At 65.8% G+C, this 19,149-nt stretch carries 24 protein-coding genes and 2 pseudogenes; 15 read left to right on the forward strand and 11 right to left on the reverse strand.

Annotation, left to right across the window (positions count from 1 at the left end; translation table 11 throughout):
* The first annotated feature begins 63 nt into the window (after window positions 1-63).
* Window positions 64-714 carry a TetR/AcrR family transcriptional regulator gene (locus GNX96_RS00660; protein WP_163566616.1) on the forward strand — a complete coding sequence of 217 codons (651 nt, stop codon included), beginning with the start codon at window positions 64-66 and terminating at the stop codon, window positions 712-714.
* A 187-nt stretch (window positions 715-901) separates the two neighbouring features.
* Here GNX96_RS00660 and GNX96_RS47510 read toward each other — a convergent pair whose 3' ends face one another.
* Both GNX96_RS47510 and GNX96_RS00665 read right to left on the reverse strand, forming a co-directional pair.
* The gene (locus GNX96_RS47510; protein WP_279578927.1) at window positions 902-997 is read right to left on the reverse strand and encodes a hypothetical protein; all 96 of its coding nucleotides are present in this window, start codon (window positions 995-997) and stop codon (window positions 902-904) included.
* Entirely contained in the window at window positions 973-1,686 is a 714-nt protein-coding gene (locus GNX96_RS00665) for an oxidoreductase (RefSeq protein ID WP_279578928.1), read from the reverse strand. Before GNX96_RS00665 ends, GNX96_RS47510 begins: the two co-directional genes overlap by 25 nt.
* Window positions 1,687-1,804: 118 nt before the next feature.
* On the opposite strand from GNX96_RS00665, the gene GNX96_RS00670 reads away from it, so the two are divergent.
* From GNX96_RS00670 to GNX96_RS00695, 6 genes are all read left to right on the forward strand, one after another.
* Window positions 1,805-2,926: an AraC family transcriptional regulator gene (locus GNX96_RS00670; RefSeq protein WP_279578929.1), complete on the forward strand. Its 1,122-nt coding sequence runs from the start codon at window positions 1,805-1,807 to the stop codon at window positions 2,924-2,926.
* On the forward strand, window positions 2,835-3,149 hold the full coding sequence (locus tag GNX96_RS00675; RefSeq protein WP_279579038.1) for an FKBP-type peptidyl-prolyl cis-trans isomerase: 315 nt from the start codon (window positions 2,835-2,837) through the stop codon (window positions 3,147-3,149). Before GNX96_RS00670 ends, GNX96_RS00675 begins: the two co-directional genes overlap by 92 nt.
* A 23-nt stretch (window positions 3,150-3,172) precedes the next feature.
* Window positions 3,173-4,210, forward strand: a complete 1,038-nt coding sequence (locus tag GNX96_RS00680; protein ID WP_163566618.1) for a hypothetical protein — start codon at window positions 3,173-3,175, stop codon at window positions 4,208-4,210.
* Window positions 4,204-4,341, forward strand: a complete 138-nt coding sequence (locus tag GNX96_RS00685) for a helix-turn-helix domain-containing protein (protein ID WP_279579039.1) — start codon at window positions 4,204-4,206, stop codon at window positions 4,339-4,341. Before GNX96_RS00680 ends, GNX96_RS00685 begins: the two co-directional genes overlap by 7 nt.
* 117 nt (window positions 4,342-4,458) lie before the next feature.
* Complete coding sequence (locus GNX96_RS00690; RefSeq protein ID WP_163566619.1) at window positions 4,459-5,313, forward strand: SGNH/GDSL hydrolase family protein; 855 nt, start codon at window positions 4,459-4,461, stop codon at window positions 5,311-5,313.
* A gap of 151 nt (window positions 5,314-5,464) precedes the next feature.
* Window positions 5,465-5,638, forward strand: coding sequence for a hypothetical protein (locus GNX96_RS00695; protein ID WP_163566620.1), 174 nt, complete (start codon window positions 5,465-5,467; stop codon window positions 5,636-5,638).
* A gap of 72 nt (window positions 5,639-5,710) precedes the next feature.
* Here GNX96_RS00695 and GNX96_RS00700 read toward each other — a convergent pair.
* From GNX96_RS00700 to GNX96_RS66950, 5 genes and pseudogenes are all read right to left on the reverse strand, one after another.
* Window positions 5,711-7,103 (reverse strand): annotated as a pseudogene (locus GNX96_RS00700) (glutamate decarboxylase).
* 222 nt (window positions 7,104-7,325) lie between these two features.
* A complete protein-coding gene (locus GNX96_RS00705; RefSeq protein WP_279578930.1) occupies window positions 7,326-8,120 on the reverse strand; it encodes a hypothetical protein in 795 nt (264 codons plus the stop codon).
* Window positions 8,121-8,161: 41 nt separating this feature from the next.
* Window positions 8,162-8,791, reverse strand: a complete 630-nt coding sequence (locus GNX96_RS47515) for a sensor histidine kinase (protein WP_279578931.1) — start codon at window positions 8,789-8,791, stop codon at window positions 8,162-8,164.
* Window positions 8,788-9,300, reverse strand: coding sequence for a HAMP domain-containing protein (locus GNX96_RS47520; RefSeq protein ID WP_279578932.1), 513 nt, complete (start codon window positions 9,298-9,300; stop codon window positions 8,788-8,790). Before GNX96_RS47520 ends, GNX96_RS47515 begins: the two co-directional genes overlap by 4 nt.
* The gene (locus GNX96_RS66950) at window positions 9,270-10,382 is read right to left on the reverse strand and encodes a response regulator transcription factor (protein ID WP_452124451.1); all 1,113 of its coding nucleotides are present in this window, start codon (window positions 10,380-10,382) and stop codon (window positions 9,270-9,272) included. Before GNX96_RS66950 ends, GNX96_RS47520 begins: the two co-directional genes overlap by 31 nt.
* Before the next feature lie 133 nt (window positions 10,383-10,515).
* On the opposite strand from GNX96_RS66950, the gene vanY-N reads away from it, so the two are divergent.
* From vanY-N to GNX96_RS00730, 3 genes are all read left to right on the forward strand, one after another.
* On the forward strand, window positions 10,516-11,100 hold the full coding sequence (gene vanY-N / locus GNX96_RS00720) for a D,D-peptidase/D,D-carboxypeptidase VanY-N (protein ID WP_163566622.1): 585 nt from the start codon (window positions 10,516-10,518) through the stop codon (window positions 11,098-11,100).
* Between the two features lie 331 nt (window positions 11,101-11,431).
* The gene (locus tag GNX96_RS00725) at window positions 11,432-12,136 is read left to right on the forward strand and encodes a transglutaminase-like domain-containing protein (RefSeq protein WP_279578934.1); all 705 of its coding nucleotides are present in this window, start codon (window positions 11,432-11,434) and stop codon (window positions 12,134-12,136) included.
* On the forward strand, window positions 12,126-12,872 hold the full coding sequence (locus GNX96_RS00730; protein WP_163566623.1) for a transglutaminase family protein: 747 nt from the start codon (window positions 12,126-12,128) through the stop codon (window positions 12,870-12,872). Before GNX96_RS00725 ends, GNX96_RS00730 begins: the two co-directional genes overlap by 11 nt.
* Window positions 12,873-13,226: 354 nt before the next feature.
* Here GNX96_RS00730 and GNX96_RS00735 read toward each other — a convergent pair whose 3' ends face one another.
* Both GNX96_RS00735 and GNX96_RS47530 read right to left on the reverse strand, forming a co-directional pair.
* Window positions 13,227-13,844: a hypothetical protein gene (locus GNX96_RS00735; protein ID WP_279578935.1), complete on the reverse strand. Its 618-nt coding sequence runs from the start codon at window positions 13,842-13,844 to the stop codon at window positions 13,227-13,229.
* Complete coding sequence (locus tag GNX96_RS47530) at window positions 13,756-14,217, reverse strand: hypothetical protein (protein ID WP_279578936.1); 462 nt, start codon at window positions 14,215-14,217, stop codon at window positions 13,756-13,758. Before GNX96_RS47530 ends, GNX96_RS00735 begins: the two co-directional genes overlap by 89 nt.
* A 360-nt stretch (window positions 14,218-14,577) precedes the next feature.
* Here GNX96_RS47530 and GNX96_RS00740 point away from each other — a divergent pair, with 360 nt between their 5' ends.
* Window positions 14,578-15,213 (forward strand): response regulator transcription factor, encoded by a 636-nt coding sequence (locus tag GNX96_RS00740; protein WP_163566716.1) that lies wholly within the window; start codon window positions 14,578-14,580, stop codon window positions 15,211-15,213.
* A 110-nt stretch (window positions 15,214-15,323) separates the two neighbouring features.
* Here GNX96_RS00740 and GNX96_RS62050 read toward each other — a convergent pair whose 3' ends face one another.
* Window positions 15,324-15,440: a DUF6893 family small protein gene (locus GNX96_RS62050; protein WP_390623867.1), complete on the reverse strand. Its 117-nt coding sequence runs from the start codon at window positions 15,438-15,440 to the stop codon at window positions 15,324-15,326.
* 158 nt (window positions 15,441-15,598) lie between these two features.
* Between GNX96_RS62050 and GNX96_RS00745 the strand changes: the two are divergent.
* The 4 genes and pseudogenes from GNX96_RS00745 to GNX96_RS00755 all read left to right on the forward strand — a co-directional run bounded on the left by GNX96_RS00745 (window position 15,599) and on the right by GNX96_RS00755 (window position 18,946).
* Window positions 15,599-16,788 (forward strand): annotated as a pseudogene (locus tag GNX96_RS00745) (GAF domain-containing sensor histidine kinase).
* A gap of 30 nt (window positions 16,789-16,818) precedes the next feature.
* Window positions 16,819-17,613, forward strand: coding sequence for an SAM-dependent methyltransferase (locus GNX96_RS00750; protein ID WP_279578937.1), 795 nt, complete (start codon window positions 16,819-16,821; stop codon window positions 17,611-17,613).
* 179 nt (window positions 17,614-17,792) lie between these two features.
* Complete coding sequence (locus GNX96_RS47535) at window positions 17,793-18,164, forward strand: hypothetical protein (RefSeq protein ID WP_279578938.1); 372 nt, start codon at window positions 17,793-17,795, stop codon at window positions 18,162-18,164.
* Entirely contained in the window at window positions 18,074-18,946 is an 873-nt protein-coding gene (locus GNX96_RS00755; protein ID WP_279578939.1) for an NADH-quinone oxidoreductase subunit D, read from the forward strand. Before GNX96_RS47535 ends, GNX96_RS00755 begins: the two co-directional genes overlap by 91 nt.
* Here the strand turns inward: GNX96_RS00755 and GNX96_RS00760 are convergent.
* Window positions 18,911-19,141 carry a hypothetical protein gene (locus GNX96_RS00760; RefSeq protein ID WP_163566624.1) on the reverse strand — a complete coding sequence of 77 codons (231 nt, stop codon included), beginning with the start codon at window positions 19,139-19,141 and terminating at the stop codon, window positions 18,911-18,913. The two genes, GNX96_RS00755 and GNX96_RS00760, sit on opposite strands and share 36 nt — an antisense overlap.
* Between the last annotated feature and the right edge of the window lie 8 nt (window positions 19,142-19,149).

Below are 19,149 nucleotides of genomic sequence, written 5' to 3' on the forward strand. Positions count from 1 at the left end.
GCTAACGAAAATATGCACTGACTCCAAGTTTGGGATGATAGCAGAAGGTGATAGCATGTCGACATGGCCGAGATGGGGTTGCGGGCAAGGAAGAAGCAGCGCACGCGGCTGACGATCTCGACCGCGGCGACGGCCCTGTTCGAAGAACGCGGGTTTGAGCAGGTCACACTCGCGGAGGTCGCACGGGCGGCGGAGGTCTCCGTCAACACGATCTTCAACTATTTCGGCACCAAGGAAGACTTGTTCTTCGATCGGCAGGACGAGGCGATCGCGGCGCCGGCTGGCGTTGTTCTCGGTCGCGCGACCGGCCAGTCCGCGTGGTACGCGTTGGTGCATGACAGCCTGCGATCCGATCCGCTCTTCACCGCGGACGAGCTGAATCGGGACTGGTTGCGCACCATCGACGAGAGCCCCGCACTGCGAGCGCGCGTTCGCGAGATCATGGATCGCCGTGAAGAAGAACTGGCCAGCGTCCTGGCCGCGGCCGGTGACGGTTCCGCGAACCCGGCCGTCGTCGCGGCCCTCATCGGCGGGGCTCATCGGGCGATCGCCGCGGACCGCCAAGCCAGGTTTCGCGCCAACCAGGCGATAAGGACGATCCGAACGGCGTTGGCTCGGCTCACCGCTGGTTCCTATGCCTTGCTGGAGCCATCAATCGGCACGTACGCCACCAAGGCAGCCCCGCTCGACGGAACCAGCGCGTCGGTTACTTAGGGAGAACCAGCCCGTACAGTAGAGGTGGATCTCGCGGGCCGGCCGAAGCGGCGAAAACCTGCGCAGCGCGTCCGACGCGGCACCCGGCTGGGAGCGCATCGACGCCCGCTTCGAACGCGCCAGCACCCTGCTCCTGCCGTCCGACCGAGCCGCCGAAGGACGTACCGAACCGGTCCAGATGTCCTGATCAGCGGGTTGGGGTCGTGCCGCCGTCGATGGCGTATTCGACTCCGGTGATCCAGCTCGCGCGGTCGGAAGTCAGGAAAGCGACCAACTCAGCCACCTCTTCGGGTCGGCCTGGCCTGGCCGGCCCAGCGGTACGCCACCGAGCTGCCGCATCAGTTCCTGTCGGGCGGCTTCGCGATCGCCATCGGTGGCGATTCGGTCGAGCACCGCTTGGGCCCCTTCGGTCTCGATGAACCCGGGCAGCACCGCGTTGACCCGTACGCCCACTGGGCCCACCTCGGCGGCGAGTCCCTTGCTGTATATGGAAAGCGCGGCCTTGGCTGCGCTGTAGAGAAGTGGACCGGTGGTCGGCATGCGGCCCGCGATGGACGTGATGTGCACGATCGCTCCGGAGCCTTGGGCGATGAGCGACGGCAGGAATGCCCTGTCCAGCCTGACCGCGGAGAGCAGATTCAGCTCCAACGTCCGCTGCCAGTGCTCGTCGTGGTAGGTGGTCGCCGGCCCCGGCTCAACGTCGTACCCGCCAGCGTTGTGTACGACGATGTCGATCCCGCCGAATATCCGCAAGACCTCCCTCGCAACCTGGTCCGTCCCTTTGCTGGTGCCAATGTCGGCCTTGATGAACAGCTCTGCCTTTGTTGGCGCGGATGATCGCGCGGTGGTGGCTACTCGTACGCCCGCATCGGCCAATCTGGCCACGACGGCGGCACCAATTCCTTTGGTACCGCCAGTGACCAGGGCGCGTTTGCCTTGAAGGGATGGCTCGATGAATGCCGTGCCGGTCATGGTGGGGGTCCTCTCCGGTGTCCTGGTGAGAACGACGTTATCGGCGGCTCGTGAGACGATCCATGGTTGAATATCTCAACTTTATGTCCCATCGTCTCAATGCTGATACTCTGAGGCAGTGGATCTGATAGGCGACGTGCTGGCTTCGATGCGGTCGGGAGCGCCGCTGTCGTCCCGGTGCCGCCTTCAGGCGCCGTGGGGCATGCGGTTCGCGCCGGTCATGGGAGTGGGATTCCACGTGCTCCTGCAGGGCTCGGCCTGGCTCGTGCCACCCGGCGGCGGTGACCCGCTGCGGCTGCAGGTCGGCGACATCGTCTTTGTTTCGCACGGTCGCGGTCACGCGCTGGTCGACTCCCCGGGCGCCATCGAATACGAGGTGCCGCCGGACGCGCAAGGCGATGTCCCGGAAGATCTCGCCATTCCCAACGGATCCGGGGCGCCGACGACGTTGCTTTGCGGGTCGTACATTTTCGGTGACCGCCGGCCGCATCCGCTGATCACCGCGTTGCCCGAGGTGATTCACCTGCCCGCGCGGATCGGCCCGGACCCGGCGATCCGGTCGGTCGTCGATTTGCTCGGCGCCGAGCTGGCCGATCGCGGCGCCGGCTCCAGCGCCGCCGTGCCGGCGCTGCTGGATGGATCTGCTGCTTTGTACGTGCTGCGTGGCTGGTTCGAGCAGCAGGCTCGTACCGGCGCTGGCGGTTGGGCGGCGGCACTGAACGACCTGTCCATTCGCAACGCCCTCCAACACATCCAGAATGAGCCCGCCGAGCCGTGGACGGTGGCCACGCTCGCCGACCGCGCCGGAATGTCCAGGGCCACCTTCGCCCGGCGCTTCAGCTCCTTGCTGGGCGAGTCGCCGCTGGGCTATCTCACCTGGTGGCGGATGACCAGGGCCGGGCAGCTGCTCACGCTGACCGACGATTCGATGGCCGCCATCGCCAGTCAGGTCGGATACCAGTCCGAATTCGCGTTCGGCAAGGCATTCAAACGTGAGTTCGCGGTGGCTCCCGGCGCGTACCGCCGCCAGCGCCGACCCCTGGACGGTAGACTGACGGCCGTTTGGCCGTACGAATGGAGGAGATCGCATGGCGCTCGACAGGCCCGAGGTGGACCCGCCCGAGGGTCCGGCGCCGGACTACCTGGATATTCAGGATCTGGTGGTGGGGGACGGAGTCGAGGCGACCAAGGGCACCAACGTCTCGGTGCATTACGTCGGGGTCGCCCACTCGACTGGTGAGCAGTTCGACGCGTCCTGGGACCGCGGCCAGGCCTTCACCTTCCCGCTCGGCGGTGGACGGGTGATCAAGGGCTGGGACATGGGCGTCGTGGGCATGAAGGTCGGCGGCCGTCGCAGGCTGGTCATCCCAGCGCACCTGGGCTACGGCGACCGGGGAGCGGGCGGGGCGATCAAGCCCGGCGAGACGCTGGTGTTTGTCGTCGACCTGTTGAGCGTCGGCTAGCCCCAGCCCATCCGGGTGAGCACATGTCGGACCTGGTAGCGCGGCTCGCGGAACGCATTCCGGAGATCACCGAGCTGGCGGTCCAGGCGGTGTTGCGTGAGTTGCCGTATTACCACCAACTGCCGCCGGCCGCCATCGAGGTCGACGTCCGCGAGATCGCTCGCTTCAATCTCGAGCTTTTCGTTCGTGGTATCGAGCAAAGCCGTCCACCGACCGAGCAGGAGATAGCTCGGATCTCGCATTCGGCGTCCCGGCGGGCGCAGGAAGGCATTCCGCTCGGGCACGTGTTGGCGGCGAACTACATTGGCACTCGCGCCTGCTGGGAGGCGGTCGCCGCGATGGCGGGTCCCAGCGAGGCCGCCGATGTCAGCAGGCTCGGCTCGTACGTCATCGACTATCTTTTGTTGCTCAGCCAGGCGGTCACCGATGGCTATATCGAAACCACGATGGCGGTGGCCGGCCATGATCAACAGGCCCGCGCGGAACTGATCGAGGCTGTCGCGGCGGATCGGGAAGCCCCTGAGCTCTGGGAAAAGGCCGGGCTGCAGCCTTGGCGTGACCGTACCGTGGTGGCGTTGCGGCTGGCGCCGCCCGCTGTTGGCAGCGACATCACCATCGCGGTGGACGGTCGCCGGCGTAATCGGGAAATTCGGGAGGCGCTGTCGGTCGCCGGTCCGATCTTGGACTCGCTCTCCGCGACCGGCGGAATTGTCCTGCTGTCCGGCCGATTCTCGTACGAGCGACTGACCGCCCTTATCCAACCGCTGATGACCGCGAACTGGGCCGGCGGCTGGTCCTGTACGGACGTGCCGGCGGACACCGGGGCGGCCATTCAAGCGGCAACAGAAATCGCCGAAGTGGCGCAGCGGTTGAAATTCCCACCCGCGGTCTACCCCTTGACACAGGTCCTGTTCCAGGTGCAGGTGACCCGGCCCGGTCCTGCCCGTACGGCTCTGCTGGAATCTCTTGCTGTGGTTGAGAAAAAAACGCCGACCTTTGGTCGACTTTACAGGCGTATCTGGACTGCGGCGGGAATCGCCGGGAATGTGCGCGGCTGCTGACCGTACACGTCAACACCCTCGACTACCGGCTCGGCCGGATCCGGATGCTGACCTCGATCGATCCCACCCAGCGCGAAGGCTGGCTGACGTTCGGAGCGGCCCTGACCGCGCACCGGTACGTCAACGGTTAAGCGTCCTTTGGAGATTGTCACAAACTCGCGAGACAAATTTCGGGACGTTGTCCACTAGCTGTGGCGGTGGCCGGTAGACGATGCTGTGTCCCAGTTCATACCTGGGAGGGGACGCGGATGCGCTCGTCTACACGCCTGCATCGTCGGGCCGGTCTGACCGCGGCAGCGATGGCTTGCCTGGTGATGTCGCCGGTGGCCACGTCGGCTGCCCCGCTCAACTACGTGAACATGGGCGACAGTTACAGCGCGGGCAGCGGAGTCCTGCCGCTGGCCAGCGGAATCACCCCGCTGTGCGCGCAGTCGTCGCGGAATTGGGCGCACGACCTCGCGACCACCGCAGGCTTCCGGCTGACCGATGTCTCCTGTGGCGGAGCACAAACTTCCCATTACACAAACGCCCAGTATCCTGGCACGCCACCGCAGCTCGACGCGCTCTCCTCGGCCACCCAACTGGTCACGATGACCATCGGTGGGAACGACGAGAACACGTTCATCTCCGCCATCGTGGCGTGTGGCTCCGCCGGCGTCCTCACCGGCGGCCAGGGCAGTCCCTGCAAGAACGCGTACGGCGACATGTTCGCGAACACCATCAACAACAAGGTCTATCCGAACATCGTCAAAGCCTTACAGGCTGTGAAAACCAAGGCGCCGAACGCTCGGGTGCTCATCGCCGGCTATCTTTCGATCCTCCCGCCGACCAATGGCTGCTTCCCGTCCATCCCGATCGCGACCGGCGACGTTCCCTATCTCGGCGGAATCCAGGCGACGCTCAATGGCGCGGTAAAGCGCGCCGCGGCGGCCACCGGCGCCACGTACGTGGACCTGACGGCGATTTCGCAAGGCCACGATGCCTGCCAGCCAACCAAAAATCGGTGGGTCGAGCCGCTGTTCGGTGCCAACGGGCTGAGCATCGTCCACCCCAACGCGACCGGTGAACAAGCGATGGCACAACAGACCTTGGCGACTTTGTAAACGGGGGTCTTGGTTTGGTTGCACCCCCCGATCGGGAATTTCTCCTTGATCGTCCCGGCTGACGCCCGTCCTCTCGGGTTGCCGAAACCTCCATGATGGAGAACGACCTGCGGTCCGCGGGCCATCTTTGTCAGTCAAGGAGAGGAAAAGCATGTCCATCGCAGTCGACGACTTCGACCTCGACATCCGGCTCGACGAGGCACTTACCGTGCAGGCGTACGAGATCCCGTCGTGCTCGGATACGAACATCACGGTCGGCCGACCGTGTATCAGCATCAACGCGAGCTGTCACCCGGACTGCAACCACACCACGAACTGCGGCTAAAGGCAGCGGTGAGGCAGCGGGCGGGTCAATTCTGACGACCCCCGCTGCCTCACCGCACATCAACGTCACCGGTCAGTGATGGAAGCTGCTGGCGGCCTCGATGGCCTGGACCGGGCCGGGCTGGTTGGCCAACTCCGGGAGCAGCCGCTCGATGTCGGCGACCAGCATGTCGGCGAGGTCGGGGGAGAATCCGTTCCGTACGACGATCCGTAGCGCGGCCAGGTCGGTGCGGTTTTCCGGGAAAGTGTAGGCCGGCACCTGCCAGCCGCGCTCGCGCAGCCGCCGGGACACGTCGAAGACGTTGTACGCGGTGATCTCGGGTTTGGTGGTGAAGGCAAAGACCGGAAGCTCGTCGCCGCGGGTCAGCAGATCGAACGGCCCGAGTTTCTCCACTCGCAGGGCCAACTCCATCGCGGTGTCGCGGGCGGCTTGCTGGACGACTCGGAAACCTTCTTGGCCGAGCCGCAGAAAAGCGTAGTACTGGGCGGCGACCTGGGCTCCCGGGCGGGAGAAATTCAGCGCGAAGGTCGGCATGTCGCCGCCGAGATAGTTGACCTTGAACACCAGTTCCGCTGGCAGCGCGTCATGATTCCGCCAAACAATCCAGCCGACGCCCGGGTAGACCAGACCGTATTTGTGGCCGGACGTGTTGATCGAGGCGACCCGAGGCAGCCGGAAATCCCACTCGAGGTCCGGATCCAGGAATGGCGCGATCATCGCGCCGGACGCGCCGTCGACGTGCATCGGGATGTCCAGGCCAGTACGGGCCTGCAGGTCGTCGAGGGCGGCGGAGATTTCCGCGATTGGTTCGTAGCTGCCGTCGAAAGTGGACCCGAGAATGCCCACCACGCCGATGGTGTTCTCGTCGCACAGCGCGGCCGCCTCGGTGGCCGAGATCCCGAACCGGTCCCCTTCCATCGGGACGTAGCGCGCTTCGACTTCCCAGTAGTTGCAGAACTTTTCCCAGCAGACCTGCACATTGATGCCCATGACCAGGTTCGGCCGGCCTTTCCCGCCACGATTCTGCCAGCGCCGCTTGAGCGCCATGCCGGCGAGCATGCAGGCCTCGGACGACCCGGTGGTCGAGCAGCCGATCACGTCGGCGGGGTCGGGGCAGTGCCACAGGCTGGAGAGGATGTTCACGCAGCGCTGTTCCAGCTCCGCGGTCTGCGGGTATTCGTCTTTGTCGATCATGTTCTTCCTCGGCGCATTCGGCGATGAGCTTGGCCGCCTGCGGCTCCATCCAGGTGGTGACGAAGGTGGCCAGGTTGAGCTTGGCGTTGCCGTCCAACATGAGTTCGTCGTGGATGATCTGGTACGCCGTGTCCGGCGCGATCGGTCCGTAGTTGAGACAATGACAGGGTGGCCGGACATCCTGGCAGGGCACCGGATGCGCCTCGTTCAGGATGGGGTTCGCGGTGGCCCGTACGGGCTTGGCCCGGTGATTGCCGCGGTGCAACGCCATCGGGGAATCCTCTCGTCGTTCTCTCGAATTGCGGCCACGGTCGCACGGGAATGCGAGGTCATGGGGCGGCCCCGGTGGCGGCGATGCGCATTCGGGCAGCGCTTGTATCTTCAGTTTTTCTTGAATAATGCCGATCCCGGCTTTACGGCCGGCTCGCAAATCGCTCGAAGAATCCCACTGTGGCCGGCCGGCGCCAGGTGTTTGGCGCTGTTTCGGTACGGCTTAGTGGTCGCCCTGGGGAGCGGAACGGTCCGATGGACCGCTCCTTCGGACCGGCAGACGTGCCCGAGCAGACTGCCTTTCGTGCTGGCGCCGAACAGCCGGGCTGGCGCCGCCAGTCGAGCCGGTGGTGTCCGTCATCTCCACATAGGACAGTCCAGGGCCGGGGGTCGAGTGTCGCGGAACCGGCGGATAGGGCATGATGTCAGTAAGCGCCGGGACCACATCGCAGCCAGCGCCGACCGATCTCACGGTTGGGCAGGGGCGGGTTATGAAGGTCAGCGCGTCCCGTACGCGGGAAGGCCTCGTTTCCCTGATGTCCCAGGGCGAGGTCGCTTTCCAAAAGGCCGTTAGCTGGGCAGCGGGCAGGACTGTGGCCCGCGGTTTTGGCCGTGGCCGGTGAGAGTGATGCCGACCGGGCCAGGGGCTGCTGCCTGGGTGCTCAGGGTGTCGCGGGCGGTGCAGACGAGTTGGTCGGCGGCCATGGTGGAGAGACTGTTGACATCCGCGGCCAAAGTGAGGGGTGGCTTGGCCGGTCTGACCGTACGACAGGGTGACAGGTGCGATATTTCCTGGCACGGCACTGCTGAAACCGCGAGTACGCTCGCTGGGATCCGGTCCGGCGGCGAGCAGGTTGAGGGTTTGCTCAGGGGTCAGCTGCTCACTGGTGGCTCGTAGCACCTGGCTGAGTTTTCCGTCCAACACCAGATAAAGGGTGACGCCCTCGGCCGGGCCGCTCGGGGCGGCGTTGCCGGTGATGACGCCGCTGGAGCGTACGCCGCAGCCGGCGACTGCCATCGCCAGCGCGACGACGGCCAAGAATCGAAGCGTACGAACCATTACTTACCTCCGGGGTGGGCCTCGCGGGGCAGCCGCAGGGTGAAGACCGCGCCGCCGCCCTCGCGGTTGCCGGCCACCAGGCTGCCTTCGCGGCCTGCCGCGTCGCGGTGCAGGCGGGCGTTTTCCCAGGAGATGGCGAGGCCCAGGCCGCTGCCTTCGGAGCGCGTACGAGCCGTGTCGGCCTTGTAGAACCGGTCGAACACCTTCGGCAACACGGCCGGGTCGAGGCCCGGTCCGTGGTCTTCGACCAAAATCTCGACACAGTCGGCGTTTGCCCCCAACCGTACCGATATCGGCGGGGCACCGTGCCGCAGGGCGTTGCCGACCAGGTTCGCGACCATCACGTCCAGCCGTCGTGGGTCCAGCCGTGCGAAAACCCGCGGTGGCAGCTCGGTTCGCACCTGGTCCGACCAGCCGCGGCTGCGCAGGGTGGCGGCGATGGCGGCGGCCACGTCGACGGTGTCCAGGACGAGCGCCGCGCCGCCGGAGTCGAACCGGGAGATTTCGATGAGGTCGTTGACAAGCCGGGTGAGGTTGTGGGTCTCCTGGCTGACCTGCCGGGCGGCTTTGCCGGCATCGCCCGGAAGTTGTGGCGCTTCCTCGTCGAGCACGTCGGTGACCGCGGTCATCGCGGCCAGCGGAGTACGCAGCTCATGCGAGACGTCGGCGACGAAACGCCTCGCGTCGCGTCCGCTTCCATTCTGCGCAGCTCGGCGACGAGCCGTTCCAGCGCGTCGGCGGTGTTGTTGAAGGTTTCCGCGACCCGCGCCAACTCGTCCGAACCTCGTACGGCCAACCGGGTCGTCAGATCTGCGTCACCCAGCCGGCGGGCCGCCTCGTCGAGCTCGCGTACTGGTCGCAGCACACTCCTTGCCGCCAACAGGGCCAGCAGAACAGCGAAAACCAGCGCGAGGACGCCGTACGAGAATGCGGTCAGCTGGATCTGGCTGATGCTGTTCTGTTCGGCGGACAGGCTGTGCACCAGATAAACTTCCAGGCCGGACGCGTGGGCAGGACCGTTTGGCGCGCCGATCAACAACTCGGTGCCGACCACCACGACCGGCTCGCCGCGGAACCACATTCGCTGCCAGACGACCTGGCCGCTGGTCACCGCCTGCCGCAGTTCGGCCGGGAACATGTCCGGGTCCAGGCTGCCGGCGGACTTTTCGCCTCGGTAAACGACCACCGCGGAGTCGAGTCGGTTCGACAGGGGGTGCCGGCGATCTGGTCCAGCCGATCCTGGCTGGGTGGCAGGTCGCGGAGCGGGAAGAGTTTCGCGAGCCGGTCGGTCAACGAGGTGACCGCGGTGTCCTGGGCTTTTTGCAGAATGACGTTGCTGGCCTTGTAATAGACCGCACCCGCGACCAGGGTCGCGGTGAGAACACCGAGCAGGGCAAAGGAAATCAGCAGCCGGGTACGAAGGCCCAGAGTTCGGGCGTCCAACCACCAGCGGAGTTTCACAGCGGCCCGAAGCGATAACCGAAGCCGCGTACGGTTTGGACGTAGACCGGCAGGGCCGAGTCGTCCTCGATTTTCGAGCGCAGCCGTTGGACGCACGCGTCGACCAGCCGGGAGTCGCCGAGATATCCGTGTTCCCACACGGCTTCCAGCAGGTGCTGCCGGCTCAACACCCGGCCAGCCGCGCCGGAAAGCTCGAGCAGCAGCCGAAGTTCGGTGGGCGCGAGCGCGCGCGATCGGCGTGCCGTTCTTGCTGATCACCAGCCCGGCCCTGTCGATGACCAGGCTGCCGTAATGTTCCAGCCCCGGCTGCTGCGCACCATTGTGCCGCGGCTCCGCGCTGGTACGCCGAAGCACGGCCCGAATGCGGGCCTCCAGCACCCGCGCCCGCACTGGCTTGACGATGTAGTCGTCGGCGCCGGCTTCCAGGCCGGCCACCACATCCATGTCGTCGTTGCGGGCGGTCAGCATGATGATCGGCAGGTCCCCGCTGGCCCGGATCCGCCGGCAGACCTCGAAACCGTCCATGCCGGGCAGCATCAGGTCGAGCACCACCACGTCGGCGGGCGCCGTTCGCAACCGCTCCAAACCCAGCTCGCCGGTCTCCGCCGCGTCCACCGTGTGGCCGTGCCGGGACAGCGCCATCCGCAGGCCGTCCCGTACGGCCTGATCATCTTCGATCAACAACACCCGTGGCATGGCCCCAACTATCCCAGCGCCACCCGGAGTCCGCTTGTCCACCTGTCGCGAGGTCGTGGCCACGCTACCTACCATCGCGCGCGTACGTACCGAAATTGTCCGCGTCTCGTCATGGTTCGGTAACAGCAGGCCAACTGTTACCTTCCGGTGACAGAGCTGAGGACTGGGTCGCACAATCATCGTCGACAGTGGACTCATGACCGTGCTCGCCGCCCGTCCCGGCCGCCTGCGGGACCGCCTTTTCGAGGCGGTCACCAACGTGCTGGCGATCCTCCTGCTGCCGATCGCGTTTGTGCGCCGGCCGGGCAACGCGGCGCAGCTGGCTTGCCAGTGGGCGCTGGGGCTGCGGTTTCCGGCCGAAAATCTGGACGGTCTCACCGTGCTGGCGAAAGCCGCTTTCCAGGCGGCGCGTACGGACGCGTTTTGGTGCGACGGCCAGCTGATCGGCCTGACCTCCGGTCACCGGGACGCGGCCGAACAACATCAGCTGTTCAATGACGAGGTTGTTCGCACTGGCTCGGTAAGCGCGGCCCGCCGGCACGTGTTACCGCCGGAGGAATCCACCCATGTCAAGGGAATCGCGATGGACGTACGGCCGGTGGAAGGCGCGCGCTGGCTGGAGGACAACGGCTGGCGCTATGACCTCTACCGTACGTACGACAACGAGTGGTGGCATTTCGAGCACCGGCCACAAAACCCGGGCCAGGCCCCGCGCCGGCTGCCACATCCGGGCTGGACCAGCCGGCCGTATTTGGTCAGCAGTGGCGAAACCACGCGTTGACGACTATCACCGGCCGTAGCGGCCGTAGCGGCCGTAGCGGCCGTAGCGGCTGCAGTGGTCGGCGATCAGCGTCTGTGTCGGCAAACCCGGCGCCCTCGAAGTAAACCACCGAATGTAGCGAAACGGCGCAAATCCGCACCGTTTCGTTGCGTGCGCGGGAACGCCGTACGCTGGACGGGCGGATCTGTTGCCGCTCCGGGAGGTACGGGTGGGGAGACGATGACGGTCGCGAAGCGTCAGGTGCGGGTGGGGGTGCGAGTTCCAGTACACGGCTGAGATCGAGACCGCGACGGTCTTCCAGGTCCAGGCGCTCGGGACCGCGCCGGCCACCGTGCTCAAACAGGAGTGGGCCAGCCAACCGGTTGTCGACCGGCACAGCTACCTGGACTTGTATGGCAACGGGTGCCAGCGCCTGACGCTGCCGGTGGGGGACACGACCGTGCGGTACGAGGCGCTCGTGATGGTCCCGGACGCCTCCGAGGAGGTGGACCTCGACGCGCCTGAGGTGCCGGCGGCGCTGTTGCCCGACGACGTGCTCGTCTACACGCTGCCGAGCCGCTACTGCCTGCCGGACGCCCTCGGCGACGAGGCGTGGCGGTTGTTCGGCGACCATCCGCCGGGCTATCGGCGGGTACGAGCGATCTGCGACCACGTCAACAGCCACCTGAGGTTCAGCTACGGCAGCAGCAACGGCACGACCACCGCGGCTGACGCGTACGCGGCCGGATGGGGTGTCTGCCGCGACTTCGCGCACGTCGCGATCAGCTTCTGCCGGGCGCTCTCGATCCCGGCCCGGTATGTGTTCGGTTACCTTCCGTTCCTGGACGTGCCGGTCGCCGACGAGCCAATGGACTTCGCCGCCTGGATGGAGGTCTACCTCGATGGCCGGTGGTGGACCTTCGACCCGCGCAACAACGTGACCCGCAAGGGGCGAGTGCTGATCGGCCGCGGCCGCGACGCTGTGGACGTGGCGATGGCTACCACTTATGGAGGTCCGGAGCTGCGCAGTATGGAGGTGTGGGCCGATGAAGCCTGAGCAGCGGACGTACGTCTTGAAGCAGCGGTTCGTCTACACGTACGACGAGCCGATCCGGCAGCTCGACCACCGCCTCATCGTCGTCCCACCACCCCGGCACGGTGACCAGCGCCGGCGAGGCTACTCACTGAGTGTTACCGGCGCCGACGCGCAGGTCACCCATCAGCGGGACGCCGCCGGCAACACGATCACCCGGACACTGGCGCCGCTCGTACCGGAGCGGGTGGAGTTCCTGCTGGAGGCGGTCGTCGAGCGGGTCGGGCCGGCCGAAGGCGTACCCGTGCCGACGGTTCATCCGTGGCTGCTGCAGCCCACCCGGTTGACCACCCCGGACGCGAAGATCCGGGAAGTGGCGGCCGCACTGAGTGACGGTGACGCGCTGGCCAGCGCTGAGCGGTTCTGTTCGTACGTACACGACGCCATCGCGTACACACCAGGCTCCACCACCGTCGACACGACCGCCGCACAAGCGCTCGCGGCCGGCCACGGGGTGTGCCAGGACTCCGCCCACCTGATGCTCGCTCTCTGCCGGTCCGCCGGGCTGCCGGCGCGGTACGTCTCCGGCCATCTGCTCGGCGAGGGCGGCACTCATGCGTGGGTCGAGGTCGTCGTACCCGAGGCGCGCGCGGTCGCGTTCGACCCGTGCAACGGGCGACGAGCTGGTTGGGACTACCTGACCGTCGCGACGGGCCGCGACTACGCCGACGTTGCGCGCCGACCTCTGGGACGTATGTAGGTGCGGCCGGCGGGAGCTTGACCGCCTCTAAACAGGTCGAGGTCGTGTAGGTCTTTTAAGCGGCTTCGCGATTAGTCGGTCAACTTCCGCGCTCCCGTTGTCCCGTTAGCGCGCGGATATCACTCGAGGTAATCATTACTTCGCTGCAGGCATGGATAAATTCTGAATCTTTCCCGAGGCGAGCATTTCTCGATAGCCAATAACATCCCACCAATTTCGTCACCGAACCGTAAGAACACAAGCGAACCAGTTTCCAAAGAAATCGGAGCGGTTGCCGAAGGGTCGGCGAAAAATTAATGCAGAGGATGCAACCATATCGGCAGCTGGAAGGTTCTTGTTGGCGCTAAAGGAAAACTAGAGGGTGAGCTGCCCGTCGAGCAGGGCTGAACCGAGAGCCGTCAGGTCGTGTTGGACGGACATTCCGTTGCGCCGGGTGGTGAGGAGGCCGGCTTCGCGAAGCACCGTGGCGTGGTAGCTGGCCGAGGCGGGGGAGATGGCGCGGCGCGCTGGCCGAGTTCTGTGGTCGTACATCCGGCGGCGGCCGCGACCAGGACTTTTGCCCTGGTAGGGCCCAAGAGAGCGATCAGTGGCGCGTGATCTTCGGGATCCGGTCGGACGCTGTGGGGGGCGAGCCAGGACGAGCCGCCGTCGATGGGATAGACCAGGACCGGTGCGAGGTCGGCGTCCTCCAACACGGTGGGTACGCCACGGCAAAAAAAACGAGGGGATCAGCCGAAGGCCGCGGCCCTGCAGTCGCAGATCGCCGTTCACGTGTTGGCCGGCCAGCTCCAAATGTGGGGCCTGCCAGCGCAAACTTGGATGTAGCCCGGTCAGGAGGCTGCCGACGCCGTCGGTGGCCAGCGCCTCCGTACGGCGTGCGCGATCACTGTTCACTCGGGAAGTGATGTATGACCAACGGGGTTCCAGGACGCCGCGGTGGAATTCCCGGATCGCGACGGACAGGTTCTGCATGGCCGGGCGAACGCCCGTCGGCCACGTCCCGCGCCCACGGTCCCAACCGGTGGCCGGCGCCGAGTTTTCCCATTTCCGTTCGTAGTCGAGCCCGTGGAGTGGTCAGGACGGCGTCCAGACCGGCGTCCAGCCCGGCGGCGCCCTCGGCCGGGGTGAGGAAATCGGGTGAATACCCCTGCGCCGGCGCCAGCAGCAGGAGTTGTTTCGCCGCGCCGCTGAGTTGGGTCGCTCCGCACCAGCGCCGGAAGGCCACCGAGGTCGCCTTCGCATTGACCAGATGTAGCGCTAGAAGCGTTTCCCACAATGGGTCTGGCGTGCGGGAAATCGTTATCTTCGTGAGGTCCTGAGGGGAAAACTCGATCCGAAGCGTCATCGAATCGCCTTCGTTGGCAATGTCTTGGTAGTTGCAGCGAACGTTCCCACAACACCAGCATCCCACACCCCGCAACCTGGTCCAGGGGAATTGTGAGCAAGCACAGATTTGACATCTGGCGACAGCCCTTCGAGCCACGCCGAAAGGGTTGCCCGTTCGGGTACTTCTGGGCACTATGCCGATATGTCCGCGAGCGGTCCCACTTTTCTCGCCTCCGCCGGAAAGCCGGCGGCGACGGACAGCGCCAGCGCCGGCCTTCGTATTAGTACACGTCCTTCGTGTTGGTACAGGGGTATTGGTATGGGCCAGTTGAGGGAGCGGGTCGTTAGTCAACACATAATGAATACGGAGTACGCCACCATGGATCTCCTTACAGCTACAGCCGTGCGATCAATCCGGGTTCTGATCGCAGAAGACATGAACTTGATTCGCGGCGCGTTGGTCGCGTTGCTGACGTACGAGGACGGCATTGAGGTCGTCTCGGATGTCGGACGCGGCGACGAGATCGTGCCGGCCGCCGTACGCAGCCGTCCCGATGTCGCGGTACTGGACATCGGCCTGCCGGGCCTGGACGGGATCAGCGCCGCCGCTGAACTCACCAGTCGGCTGCCGGACTGCCGGGTGCTGATGCTCACCGCGATCGGCAGCCCGGCGACCGTACGGCAGGCACTCGCCGTCCCGGTCCGCGGGTTGCTCGCCAAGGACGCACCGGCGGAGCAGTTGGCCAATTCGATCCGGCGGGTGCACGAGGGCGAGTTCGTGCTCGACCCGGAGTTGGTCGGGGCGGCTCTGGAGCACGGCGAAAGCCCACTCACCATTCGCGAGGCAACGCTTTTGCAGGAGGTCGCGAGCGGTGCGCCGATGGTCGAGATCGGCACCCGGCTGCGGCTGTCCAGCGGGACCGTCCGTAACTACTTGTCCAACGTCATCGCGAAACTTGGCGCCCGCAACCGGCTGGACGCCATTCGCATCGCCCGCGAGGCCGGCTGGATCTAGTAGTAGCCGAACCGAATGCGCGTACGTCCGGCCCATGTGGAAAGTCCACATGGGCCGGACGTACGTTTTTTCCCAGGACGAGAGGGCGTGCGCGGCCTCGGCCTGTTGAGCTACATCCCGCGGATGTGCAGGTAACGCCGGATGTCTCCGACCGACATGAGGCCCATGACAATGACAGTCAGGACGGCGATGGCGAGCAGGACGACGAAAATGTAACCGAGAACCATCATGGGAGTCTCCTCTACCCGGTCCAGAGAGTGAGTGTACCGCCGCGGAGCGGATCGGACCATCCCACGCGGTTGCCTCCGATGGGGGATGACCACGGCGGGCGGCGATGGGCGGGAAACTGGTACCGGGCCGCGGGAACCGCGGCGAGGAGGCGGCAATGACCCCGCATGGGCTGGGGTTGGCCGACCCGGAGCGCGAGAACGCCCTGTTGGTGGGCATTATCGAGGCGATTTCGGCCGGACCCGAGGTGGGTGCGCTGGCGGCCCGGGTGGCCGCGCTGATCGTGGCGGCGACCGCCACCGACATCTGTTTCGTGCACGTGCTCGACGACACCGACCGGTCGTTGACGCTGGCCGGCGCCACCGCGCCTTTCGACCGCGAGGTCGGCAAGATCAGCCTGCCGCTGGGGAAGGAGTGGCCGGCTGGGCGGCGTACCACCAGCGGCCGGTTTTCATCCTGGAGGGCAAGGAAAACGACCCGCGCTACCGGTATTTCCCACAGCTGCGTGGTGAGGACTACACGTCGATGGCGTCGGTGCCGATGGCGAGTTCGCCCGGCGGGTTGGTGGGGGTACTGAATGTCCACACCCGGATGCGGCGGGAATTCACCGATCGGGACGCAAGGCTGCTGACCTCCATCGGGACCCTGATAGCCGGCGCCATCCACCAAGCCCGGATGCACCGCCGGCTGGCCGCCCGAGAGCGGGCGCATGAGCGGTTCACCGAGCAGGTAATCCAAGCGCAGGAAGCGGAAAGACGCCGCCTCGCCGCGGATATTCACGATGGCATCACGCAACGCCTGTGCAGCCTGCAATTCCATCTGGACGCGGCGATGGAGGCGCTCGCCGACGACCGCGACTTTGCCTTGGAACAACTGACGAAGGCGCATGAGCACACCCATCTGACCATTGCCGCCGAGGCGCGGGCCGCGATCAATCTGCTGCGCCCGCCGGTGCTCGACGACCTCGGCCTCGCGGACAGCCTCGCGAGCCTTGCCCGCTCGGCGCCGGGCGTTGAGGCGCACGTCGAGGTGGACCAGTGTGCGCTGTCCGAACATGTGGAAATAGCGCTCTATCGCATTGCTCAGGAGGCAATGCAGAACGTTGTCAAACACGCGCACGCGGCCCGGATCGAGCTGCGCCTTTTCCGGCGTGGATCCGGTGTCGTCCTGCAGGTGACCGACGACGGCCGCGGATTCGACCGCGAGGCCGCGGTGCAAGACATCTCTCAGGGCGGATACGGAATGGGCAGCATGGCCGAGCGTGCCGAGCTGATAGGTGGCCGACTGGAAGTCGAGTCACGGCCTGGTGTCGGGACGACGGTTTCCGCGACCGTCCCGGTTTCCTGACGTCCTATGTGGAGGACCTGGCGCGACGCGATGGAGATCGCTTTGTACGGCGACGGGGGCTTCTATCGCAACGCGGTGCCGCGGAGCGACCATTTCCGTACGTCCGTACACACCTCCCTGCGGTTCGCCGATGCGGTGGTGAAAATCCTGACAAGAATCGACGGTGAACTGAGGAGTCCCGCGCGGTTGGATTTCGTCGACGTTGGTGCCGGTGGTGGTGAGTTGGTGGAGGCTGTGTGGCGGCTGGCGCCAACGGAACTGCGGGACCGGTTAGTGCTGACGGCGGTGGAGGTGGGTGACCGGCCATCCGGACTGACCGAGGCGGCGCGGTGGCGGAGCGAGATTCCGATGAGCATTCGTGGGTTGCTTTTTGCCAACGAATGGCTGGACAACGTGCCCGTCGACGTGGTCGTACGAACGCCGGACGGGCCGCGGCTGGTGCTGGTCGACCCGGCTGGTCGCGAGCGGTGTTCGGCGGATCTGGTGGACGGTGAATGGCTGGATACCTGGTGGCCACTGTCCACAGTGGACGACCGGGCCGAAGTTGGGCGTACCCGCGATGTCGCCTGGGCTTGCGCGGTGCGGCGGCTGGCGGCCGGCGCGGCCATCGCGGTGGACTACGGGCACGTACGATCCGCGCGTCCGTCAGCCGGGACCTTGACCGGTTACCGGCAAGGCCGTCAGGTCATACCGGTGCCGGACGGGCGTACCGATATCACCGCGCACGTGGCGATAGATGCCTGCGCGGAAGCGGGAATGCGAGCGGGTGCCGGGATCCGTGGAAGTGGCGACCCAGCGAGAGGTGTTGCGATCGCTGGGATGTGACGGCCGGCGCCCCGCGTTGGACTGTGCTCGTACCGATCAGGTTGGCTACCTCGGTCGTTTTTGCGAGCCGCCAGCGAGGAAGCGGAGCTGATCGATCCGGCCGGGCTCGGCGGCTATTTCTGGCTGATTCATTCGGTGGGCATATGTTCACCGGTGTCTTTACATGGGACAATAAGGCAATGACGACCGACCTGACCGTCGGCGTTGGGGTGGATGCGGCTGAATTCGACGGTGGCCAGGACATGGTCCTCAACATCGGTCCGCAGCACCCGGCGACCCACGGTGTCCTGCGGCTGCGGCTGATCCTGGACGGCGAGCGGATCCGTACGGCCGAACCCATCATCGGCTATATGCACCGCGGCGCCGAAAAACTCTTCGAGGCTCGGGATTACCGGCAGATCATCATGCTGGCCAACCGGCATGACTGGCTGTCCGCCTTCTGCAACGAGCTCGGGGGGTGGTGCTGGTGGTCGAGCGGATGCTCGGCATCGAGGTGCCGGTCCGCGCGGTCTGGCTGCGAACGCTGCTCGCCGAGCTCAACAGGGTGCTGAACCACCTGATGTTCCTGGGGTCCTATCCGCTGGAATTGGGCGCGATCACCCCGGTCTTCTATGCGTTCCGGGAGCGGGAGAAGCTGCAGCATCTGATGGAGGAGGTCTCCGGCGGCCGCATGCACTACATGTTCAACCGGGTCGGCGGCTTGAAGCAGGACCTGCCGACGGGTTGGCTGGACCATGCGCGGCTGACCGTCGCCGACGTTCGGAACAGCCTGTCGGACCTGGAAAACCTGATCTTCGGCAACGAGATCTTCCTGGCTCGGACCAAGGGCATCGGCGTGTTGTCAGTCGAGCAAATCGACCAGTTCGGGATCTCCGGCCCGATCGCGCGGGCCAGCGGAGTGGATGTCGATTTGCGCCGAGACGATCCGTATCTGGCCTACGACGAGCTGGATGTTCCTGTCGTCACTCGCAAAACCGGGGACTGTCTGGCTCGTTTCGAATGTCTGCTGGAGCAGGTCCACGTGTCTTTGACACTGGCAGACGACTGTCTGGACCGGATCGTCGACCTGCCGCCCGGGCCGATCTGCGCGCGGACATCCAAGGTGATTCGCCCGCCGGCCGGGCACGCGTACGCGTGGACCGAGAATCCGCTCGGAATCAATGGCTACTATCTGGTGTCGCGTGCGGAGCGGACGCCGTGGCGGCTGAAGCTGCGATCGGCTTCTTTCAACAATATCCAGGTGCTGTCCGAGCTGCTGCCGGGCAACCTGGTCGCCGACATGGTGGCGATTCTGGGCTCAATGTTCTTTGTCGTCGGCGACATCGACCGGTGAAGGCAGTGCGAAGGTCGACAGGGTCAGCGCGGTGACCTCACCCGCCGCGACCCGGATCCGCACTCGTTGGCCCGGTCGCAAGGTCCGCAGTCCACTGTGGAGGAAGACGGCGGTGCTGAAAGGCAGTAAATGGCCGTTGTCCAGGATCACCGATCCGGACCGATCCGGATCCAGGCGTGCCACGGTTGCCTGCATAGTTGCCT

It is taken from the genome of Fodinicola feengrottensis (genome assembly GCF_010993775.1).
GTDB classification, from domain to species: domain Bacteria; phylum Actinomycetota; class Actinomycetes; order Mycobacteriales; family HKI-0501; genus Fodinicola; species Fodinicola feengrottensis.